The sequence below is a fragment of the Ochrobactrum sp. MYb379 genome (assembly GCF_037479515.1).
In the GTDB taxonomy this organism is placed as follows: domain Bacteria; phylum Pseudomonadota; class Alphaproteobacteria; order Rhizobiales; family Rhizobiaceae; genus Brucella.
This window is the reverse complement of sequence record NZ_JBBGYW010000032.1, coordinates 1-7,713: the sequence shown is the minus strand read 5'-3', so window position 1 is coordinate 7,713 and position 7,713 is coordinate 1. Positions and strand designations below refer to the sequence as shown.

Sequence of the window (7,713 nt, the reverse complement as noted above, 5' to 3'; positions counted from 1 at the left end):
ACTCAATTCAGTCGATCCGCAAAAGTGGCTGACCGCTACCCTCACCGCAATCGTCAATGGCCATAAGCAGAGCCAAATCGACCAACTATTACCATGGAATTATCCCGGCCCGGTGTGAGTGAGACACCGCTTACGACAATGCTTTCTCAGATGCCATTAATCTGAATTCCTGCAATGGGGCGGGGAATGTGTTGATGAAAGGAGCTGCTGCTGGGGCGCACTACACTAACCCACGGGAAGGTTTTTTCTCCTAAATGAATTTCTGACGGATAGCATGAACCTCTCCCCCTTCGGAAGACTGTTCGGCTTTCCGTTTTCACCTTCCCCGAAATAGATGTGTGTTTGTAAAGACGACCTACTTTTCGGGTGTATCTCTACGCAATAAGCAGGCTCAATCTCGCCAAATTTCTTTGATGCCCATCCCTTATAGGTGGGTTCCTTTTGCCCTCTAGCAACGATTACATCTGATCTACCTGCTGCGATTAGCATGGAGACATTGCCGTTTTGAACAAGCACGTCCGTTCCAACCACCGTCACTGAGGCTTCTCCTGGAATAATGAATCTTTGTAGAGCTTTGCTATCCTTGGTGAAGCTATCACGAATGACGATGTGTTCCGGCGATGTGAGTATGACATCCCTGCGGGCAACGATGCCCTTATCCCGGAGTTCAACGTCGCATTGAATCGATGGCGGGTTATTCCCTGTGACCTTGCTGGATGCAACATAATTTTTTCCATACTCGCGATGAAAGTTCCCGCGAGTGTATTGATCGATTTCTTGGAATGACAAACACGAATGCCCATTCGCAGAGGCAACGCACAGCCTGATAGGGTCATTCCAATCGTAATTGTACGAACCGCAGTCGATGATCAGATCAGTATCGAGATGTCGAAGCGTTACGGACAGGTCATCCATATGCTTGTGCGTTTCAGTGAGGCATCCACAAATTACAGATAGATACGTTTTGTCGTCCTTGTATACCGTCATTCCCGTGTCGAACGCATGAAGTCCGGGTATCGATTTATACCGAGTGAGATATTCTCCGGAGTCGCCAATGGGTGGGATGCCGCCCGAATTCCATACAGTTTTGTATAGTGCGTTTTCGATCGTTGGAAGGAACTCGTCTATTAACGCCGCAACGTCTGTTACGCCGTAATCTTTTGAAAAGTCTCGGAGTTGGGTGAGCGTCTTCCTATAAAAATCGTGGTACCCCACTGTGTTTTCGTTGCAGAATCCGTTTTTGTCAAAAACCACCGAGAGCATTTCTTGAAGGAAGGACTTAGACCTTGCGGAAAGATCGTTGTTTATGTCGAGGTTCATAATAGCGCAAACATGCAGAAGGGCAGTGGCGACCATCATGCCGTGGTTGTTCATAGGTAGGGCCTTCGGAGACGCCATGATCCAGCGGCAATCTCTCTCCGCAATTTCTGACGCCAGTTTGTAGGCTTCACTCCCTATGCCTTCGGTGACGGCGACAAAGCACATTGTTCTCAGACGAGAAGCTGCACAGTGGTCAGCGCTGGCGATTGAGTACACAAATTCTGCATTCGTTTGATCACTCAGAAATTTATGAAAAGACCTAAGTACTTCGATTGATGTAAGTCGGTTGTCTTCCCAAACTCTCACCAGAAAACTTAACGATAGTAACCACATACGAGAGGTTTTCTCTTGAAAGCTGATAGGTGCTTTCCAATCAATTTCTCTATCACCTGAAATGGAAAAGTTATATCCGTTGTGGGTCTGAATTTTTTGCAGCCCTAGCGATGCAGGCTCTACTTTCCAATTGTTTCGGCTAGGCTCTAGATGTTTTTCGATATAATTTCGAGAAAGATTCATCAGCTGATCCCCGTTATCGGATTAATAATTAGAGTGATGTCCCAGATTTATTAATCTTGATAGACGTTTGCGTGAGTTGGAGAGAAAATCGTATCGTACTCGGACGTTTTCGAAGCCATAGTTCCAATTCGGATTGATCCATCGATACTGAGATGGTCGTCATTGAAATATATAGGGTGAAAGTTTATGTAGGGAGAACAAGTGCCGCCCGAGCATATGTAGCGATTGAAATCAAAGAAATTGATATCTGGAAAATTCTCTAAAAGATGCGAAATCTTCCGATTGGCATTCGTAGCCAAATTGGGAACGGACACGAAGCTCTTTTCACAATCGATGCCAAGTTTTATTGCCTTTGCAGAGCACATCCGGTCATAGTTTTTGAAACGGGCGATTTGACCAATGATGGTAACCTTCTTTCCCATATTGGTAAGTGTTTGTAGCGTCTTTTCAAAGTCATCTATGAACGGCTTTCTGCTCGAGAGATAACTCGCGAAAGCGCCACCTATTATGATGTGATCATAATCCGCAACAACTGAACGAATGAGTTTTGTCGATGCCTCGCAATTGCCTCGACGCCACGCCGCCGAATATTCTTGAGCGTTGTCAAAAAGCGGAGGGCATCCGCTGTGCGAAATGTTTCTGAATGAAATATCAAATTTAGCAGCTATTGGAGCCAGAGTTTCCACGTATTGCGCCGCATTACTGTCTCCCCAAAACAACGTTCTCGGGTGAGAGTTACCTCCTATGATGCATTGCGGGTCGTTCAAGTCATCAGCGGCAACCAACTCTTTCTGGCAAATTCTTTTATACCATCCAGCAGGCTTGGTACTTTCTGATATGTTTGCAACTCTGGTTTGGTAATTATCGCCGAATATGAAGCCTAGTTGAGCTCCATCGTTGATAATGATTATGCATAGAGCGCTTAAGGCTAGTGTTGGCAAAGCGAACATCTTCACAGTTACAGCGCGGAGAGATTGTCTGCTGTGCCTAAAAGGTCCTTCGATGTATCTCGTTGATAAATAAGATAGAAAGATAATCGCAATAAAAACTGCTGTACCAATAGTAAAATCTATATTTACATAAGCATAACGAAGATATGCCAAAATCGGCCAATGCCACAGGTACATCGAATACGATATGCCGCCTATAAAGATAAGTGGTTTAAGCGAGAGAGCGCGGGATAAGATATTTGGTTTTGTTCCTGCAAGTAATAGAAGAGACGCACCCAAGGTTACAGGTATCGCGTTCAGACCGGGAAAAGGATCTTGGCCACTGAGAATATACGCACTGCCAGCCACAAGAGCGCCTCCAGCTATTCCGATTGGCAAAAGAATGCGAGTAGATATATTCTTCCAAAAAGGGGCCTGAGCCAAAAATAAGCAAAAACCACCTGCACACAGTTGGAAGGCACGAGACGGAAGCATGTAATATGCGGCTGAGTAATTACCTGTTCTAATCCAATACTCACCCCACGCTACGCTAGCCACCATTAGCGCTATAAGTACGGGGAAAATGGCTCTGGGAAATTTTAACAGAACGAAAAGGAGTAAAGGCCAGATCAAATAAAACTGTTCTTCAACACCAAGTGACCAGAGGTGTAATAAAGGAACGTAATTGCTATCCTTAGCAAAATAACTCGTGTCTAAAAAATATGTGAAGTATACATTCGCTGCTGAAAAGGATGCGAAAATTGCAGACCATGATAAATCCATTAGGTCTTCGGGTAAAAGAACAAAAATTCCGACGATGAGAGTTATTGCAGTTACAAACAGCATTATCGGCGTAATTCGCCTAATGCGTCTCCGGTAAAATTCACCAAAATCGGCTAAGGAATTCAATCCATCCTTATAAATTCTTTGAGTGATGACATAGCCTGATATTACAAAGAATAAGTCTACGCCGATAAACCCACCCGGTATCAATGATTCATTGATATGGAAAATAACCACAAGAAGAACGGCAACAGCGCGCAGTCCTTCAATATCTAGCCGATATGTCAAAAAAAGCCCCCTCAAGTTAATGAGGCTTTCAATCACACGATCTTCAAAAAGTCGACAAAAATAATAGAAACTCCATAATGTGTTTTAAGACGTATTAGCCGTTGCGCTTACGAAGGAGCGATATGGTCGCCGCTATTCCGGCTAAAGATATAACTATCGCTGAGATTAACAAGATAACATTAAACCAAACCATGGAATCCTTGCCCCCTAGTCATTACTAACAGGCTAATTAATCAACATTAAGTGAATATGACAAGGTTTCATTCGATGCTGCTTTCCCCCACGCAGTATCATCCCCTTGCCATACATTGGCTTTTGGCAAATGATGAATTGGCCCGTGAGGCGAGTTCAGGTTCGCGGTTTCTAATTCGCTGGCCCAGAGATATTGGAATTCAGTAGTTGGGTATAGGTGGCCTAACTTATCTATAATTTCCTTCTGCTGGCCGATAATATTATCCAGTGGCTCGGAGAAGAAGTGTCTGACCACACACACTTGTTGGCTTGAGTTAAGTATTTCGAGGGTCCGTTCTGCTCTTCTCATGTACTTAGAACGAACGTCGTCAATTTGGCTATCAATTAGCTTGGTGTCTTTTTCGGGAAGCCCACGAAAATCATGCGGATAAAAACTCAAACCAGTGCTGTTCTCGATCAGATAGTTACTCTTTTGAGGCAACGTATAACCTTCGGAGAATAGTCGATTCTTGAAGCTAAAATCGAGGCTGTCCATTAGCCTTCCATGGTGAGTGACCAACCAATCATAGAACAGCGTCTCTTCTGAAAGTCCTAGACGTTTTAATTGATGAGCAACCTGACATGCGTGTCCAAGACTAACATACTTCATTTTTTACTCCATTTGACTATTACTCGATGATCACAAGTCGCATTGAAAGTTGACATTAATGAGTTGGCGTCAAGCTCTCTGAGCTGATCTAGGTTGTTTTAAACCCTGCGCCATATCCATAAGCAGATAGCCATAACTATTGCTGCCACTACAGTCAGTAGCGCAATTTCTTGCTCAATGACGTCGATCAAAAACATCTACCCCTCCGTCAGATCGGTTGAGAGGGTAACAGCCTCTAAGCAAAATAAAAACCCCAGAGGCTTGCAGGCGCTGCTGGGGCTACACATACAGCGCCCCCTGCCTGTAAAGTGCGCGAGTTGTGTATCAGAAGTTGAAATATTTGCAGTCCCTCCTTTGGGATTAGTTCCAAAAGAAAGCCCCGGCAACGGAGGTGCTTCCGGGGCTGAGCGTTCTTGAAGCGGGGGCTTCATCCGCTCTCGTTAATCATCTCATAAAAATAGGAAAACACAATGAACAGAACCGTGCCTGCTGGCGCGGCGCTTTCTGTTGTCTTCAAGGATGCAATATCATGAAACTTGTCGCTGACTGGCGACACGTCTTGCGAAAGGCGTGGTCGGTCCGGCTGATCCTGCTTGCCGGTTTGTTGACCGGAATTGAAGTCGCATTGCCGCTTCTCGGCGATGCTTATCCCCTCCCAACTGGCATGTTCGCGGGTTTGTCGCTCATCGTTACGATGGCGGCTTTCGCGATGCGCCTTGTTTCTCAGAAGGCTTTCCGTGATGGCGAGTAAACGTGCAAAAGCAGCATTGGCGTCTGGGCTTGGTCTGGTCGCTTTAACCGCAACCTTTCTCACTGCACCGTGGGAGGGCATGGAAAACCATGCCTATTACGACAATCTCGGTAGCGTTTGGACTGTTTGCTTAGGGGAAACCAAGGGCGTGAAGAAAGGTGACAGCTACACTGACAAAGAGTGTCAGGCAATGCTGATCAAACGGCTTGAAGCTGACTTTAGGCAACCTTTGCGTAAGTGCATCCGGACGTTCGATCAGGCTCCAATCAGCGTGCAAGCGTCAATGCTTGATCTCTCTTACAATATCGGCACCGGCGCTGCCTGTAAGTCTACCGCTGCGAAGCGCATGGCTGATAAGCACTGGCGTCTCGCTTACAATGCTATGACCGCATTTAACCGCGCTGGCGGCAAGGTTGTGGAAGGTTTGCGCAAGCGTCGAGAGATGGGCGATGCTCAACGTATCGGTGAGCTTGAGCTTTGTCTGGCTGGTCTGAAATGAACCAGATCCTAGACGCCATAAAGGTAAGTGCTGGGATCGCGATCGGAATCGTTCTGGCCTTGATCTATTACAACGGCGTTCCTTTGCTCAAAGATATTCCGATTGTTGGAGGTGCCTTTGAAGGGCAGGCCAAAAAAGGCTTGGTGCCTGAGTTTCAGGTCAAGGCTTTGCAAGTCCAGTTAGACGCTGAAGCACGACAGCGCCGTGCAAATGCACTCGTTATCGAATCTTATCAAGCACAGTTGCGCACTGCTCGCGCAGCTGAAGCCGCACGCATTGAGCAAACTGAACAGGAGATAGCGGATTATGAAAAGCGGCTTGCTGATGCGGGGCGGGTTTGCCTGCTTGATCGCGATGATGTTGAGTTCCTGCACAAGTAGCAGGCTTGTGCAAGAAGCCGCGCAACAGCAGGGGCAGGCTCTGGCTGATAAGTCTCTGCCAGCTTATCCGGATGACTGCCGGACCAAGGAAGCTCATGCACCATTATCAGATGGCGTTGAAATTCGCTCAATCCTGAAGCGCGAACGACAAGCTCTGGATCGACAGAATGCGCGTACAGATCGATGTGCTGAATTCTACGATGGTGTAGCCGGGGGAGTGAGGTGATGCCGATGGATCCTGAAGCGCCTGTTGTTGACAGAATGATCGAGCTTCCAGAAGAAACCCGGGAGTTTCTCTCTCAGCTCGGCAAGGATGATATCGTCCTGATGAAAGATGGCCTTGATCTAATCCGTTCGTTACGCACGATTGGCCGTTTTATGCGGTGGGTGATCCTCGGCATTCTCGCAATCATGCTGGGTGTGGTGGCTCTCTATGAGAATACAGTGAAGCTGATCAGCTATTTTCAAAAATAAACATACCCCGCTTCGGCGGGGTTTTGGGCTATTTGGGAAATTCATTCCGCGAGTATAATGAAAGGCAATCCGGTCAATAAAAGTTAATGAGTGATCTGTGAACGTCATAATCTAGCACGAACATCCGTCATTATTGTCGTACCAATAAAAGCCATATAACCACCCAAGCTGCGGCCACTGCGGGTAAACTAATAACAACAATTTTTAATGCAATTAATGATGCAGATCGCATCATGACGCTAAGTTGACCGTGACACATAAGATTTCCCCCAATGAAAAACCTAAATCACAGTTAATAATAACCTACAAGTACATTTACATTGCGAATTGGATAGTTCGCAGAGTTATTTAGTTCGGTCCGCTGCTAATCGAGCTGGTGAATATTCGGTCGATAGTTCCGGTGATTTTTGGCGTTTCGCTTAATGAGAATACGATAGCCGTAAGCGCCAGCACAAATGGCGTAGCGAGAATAGCGCCTCGAACAGCGGGTTCTAACACGCGATTTTTCCGTTTTTGTTTTTTTCTCATGCTCATGGCTGGTATGTTGTCAGCCCATCCTTAAGTTCCGCTTAAAAATGATAGTTAATACTAAGCGCTATAAACAGCTCTCTTTGGGCCGATATTTCCCGCGTGAATGTTCTGCAAGCTGGTTCGGGCTTGAATTTCTATTAAAATAAATGGGGCAAACAGATTAAAAAGCATAATAAAATCATACGGCGTATATCTGCCTCACTTTTCTGCAAGAGTTTGAATTAGCTCGCTTTCCGTAGAACCTCCGGGACTCGGATCCTTGCGCATTATTCTTCGGGTTCTGTGACGTGTAGCCGAGTGTCAATCGGAACGGAATATTGGATCTGACGCATTTTTGATGACGATATCTTTCACATTGCGCCGATCAACCGTGCCTGAAGAAGATCCAGCTTGGCACGCCC

10 protein-coding genes are annotated in these 7,713 nt (G+C 46.1%); 6 read left to right on the top strand and 4 right to left on the bottom strand.

Annotation, left to right across the window (positions count from 1 at the left end; all coding sequences use genetic code 11):
- On the top strand, positions 1-118 hold a 118-nt coding region (locus tag WH356_RS23875), incomplete at its 5' end, for a transposase domain-containing protein (RefSeq protein ID WP_339515373.1).
- Between the two features lie 107 nt (positions 119-225).
- Here WH356_RS23875 and WH356_RS23870 read toward each other — a convergent pair.
- The 3 genes from WH356_RS23870 to WH356_RS23860 all read right to left on the bottom strand — a co-directional run bounded on the left by WH356_RS23870 (position 226) and on the right by WH356_RS23860 (position 4,677).
- Positions 226-1,836: a heparinase II/III domain-containing protein gene (locus WH356_RS23870; protein WP_339515371.1), complete on the bottom strand. Its 1,611-nt coding sequence runs from the start codon at positions 1,834-1,836 to the stop codon at positions 226-228.
- A 50-nt stretch (positions 1,837-1,886) separates the two neighbouring features.
- Entirely contained in the window at positions 1,887-3,836 is a 1,950-nt protein-coding gene (locus WH356_RS23865; protein ID WP_339515369.1) for an acyltransferase family protein, read from the bottom strand.
- 229 nt (positions 3,837-4,065) lie between these two features.
- Entirely contained in the window at positions 4,066-4,677 is a 612-nt protein-coding gene (locus tag WH356_RS23860; protein ID WP_339515367.1) for a DUF1796 family putative cysteine peptidase, read from the bottom strand.
- Between the two features lie 529 nt (positions 4,678-5,206).
- Between WH356_RS23860 and WH356_RS23855 the strand changes: the two genes are divergently transcribed.
- From WH356_RS23855 to WH356_RS23835, 5 genes are read left to right on the top strand one after another with little or no spacing between them, the layout of a single operon-like run.
- Positions 5,207-5,428 (top strand): DUF7940 domain-containing protein, encoded by a 222-nt coding sequence (locus WH356_RS23855; RefSeq protein ID WP_339515365.1) that lies wholly within the window; start codon positions 5,207-5,209, stop codon positions 5,426-5,428.
- Positions 5,418-5,927 (top strand): lysozyme, encoded by a 510-nt coding sequence (locus WH356_RS23850; protein WP_339515363.1) that lies wholly within the window; start codon positions 5,418-5,420, stop codon positions 5,925-5,927. The genes WH356_RS23855 and WH356_RS23850 overlap by 11 nt, the downstream gene beginning before the upstream one ends.
- The gene (locus WH356_RS23845; protein WP_339515361.1) at positions 5,924-6,307 is read left to right on the top strand and encodes a hypothetical protein; all 384 of its coding nucleotides are present in this window, start codon (positions 5,924-5,926) and stop codon (positions 6,305-6,307) included. The genes WH356_RS23850 and WH356_RS23845 overlap by 4 nt, the downstream gene beginning before the upstream one ends.
- Positions 6,234-6,533 (top strand): hypothetical protein, encoded by a 300-nt coding sequence (locus WH356_RS23840; protein ID WP_339515359.1) that lies wholly within the window; start codon positions 6,234-6,236, stop codon positions 6,531-6,533. The genes WH356_RS23845 and WH356_RS23840 overlap by 74 nt, the downstream gene beginning before the upstream one ends.
- Entirely contained in the window at positions 6,533-6,781 is a 249-nt protein-coding gene (locus WH356_RS23835) for a hypothetical protein (protein WP_339515358.1), read from the top strand. The genes WH356_RS23840 and WH356_RS23835 overlap by 1 nt, the downstream gene beginning before the upstream one ends.
- 348 nt (positions 6,782-7,129) lie before the next feature.
- Here WH356_RS23835 and WH356_RS23830 read toward each other — a convergent pair whose 3' ends face one another.
- Positions 7,130-7,279 carry a hypothetical protein gene (locus WH356_RS23830; protein WP_339515356.1) on the bottom strand — a complete coding sequence of 50 codons (150 nt, stop codon included), beginning with the start codon at positions 7,277-7,279 and terminating at the stop codon, positions 7,130-7,132.
- Between the last annotated feature and the right edge of the window lie 434 nt (positions 7,280-7,713).

Coding starts and splice junctions, on each gene's coding strand:
- WH356_RS23850 (WP_339515363.1), top strand. CDS start 5,418: ATGGCGAGTAAACGTGCAAAAGCAGCATTGGCGTCTGGGCTTGGTCTG.
- WH356_RS23855 (WP_339515365.1), top strand. CDS start 5,207: ATGAAACTTGTCGCTGACTGGCGACACGTCTTGCGAAAGGCGTGGTCG.
- WH356_RS23835 (WP_339515358.1), top strand. CDS start 6,533: ATGCCGATGGATCCTGAAGCGCCTGTTGTTGACAGAATGATCGAGCTT.
- WH356_RS23860 (WP_339515367.1), bottom strand. CDS start 4,677: ATGAAGTATGTTAGTCTTGGACACGCATGTCAGGTTGCTCATCAATTA.
- WH356_RS23845 (WP_339515361.1), top strand. CDS start 5,924: ATGAACCAGATCCTAGACGCCATAAAGGTAAGTGCTGGGATCGCGATC.
- WH356_RS23870 (WP_339515371.1), bottom strand. CDS start 1,836: ATGAATCTTTCTCGAAATTATATCGAAAAACATCTAGAGCCTAGCCGA.
- WH356_RS23840 (WP_339515359.1), top strand. CDS start 6,234: ATGAAAAGCGGCTTGCTGATGCGGGGCGGGTTTGCCTGCTTGATCGCG.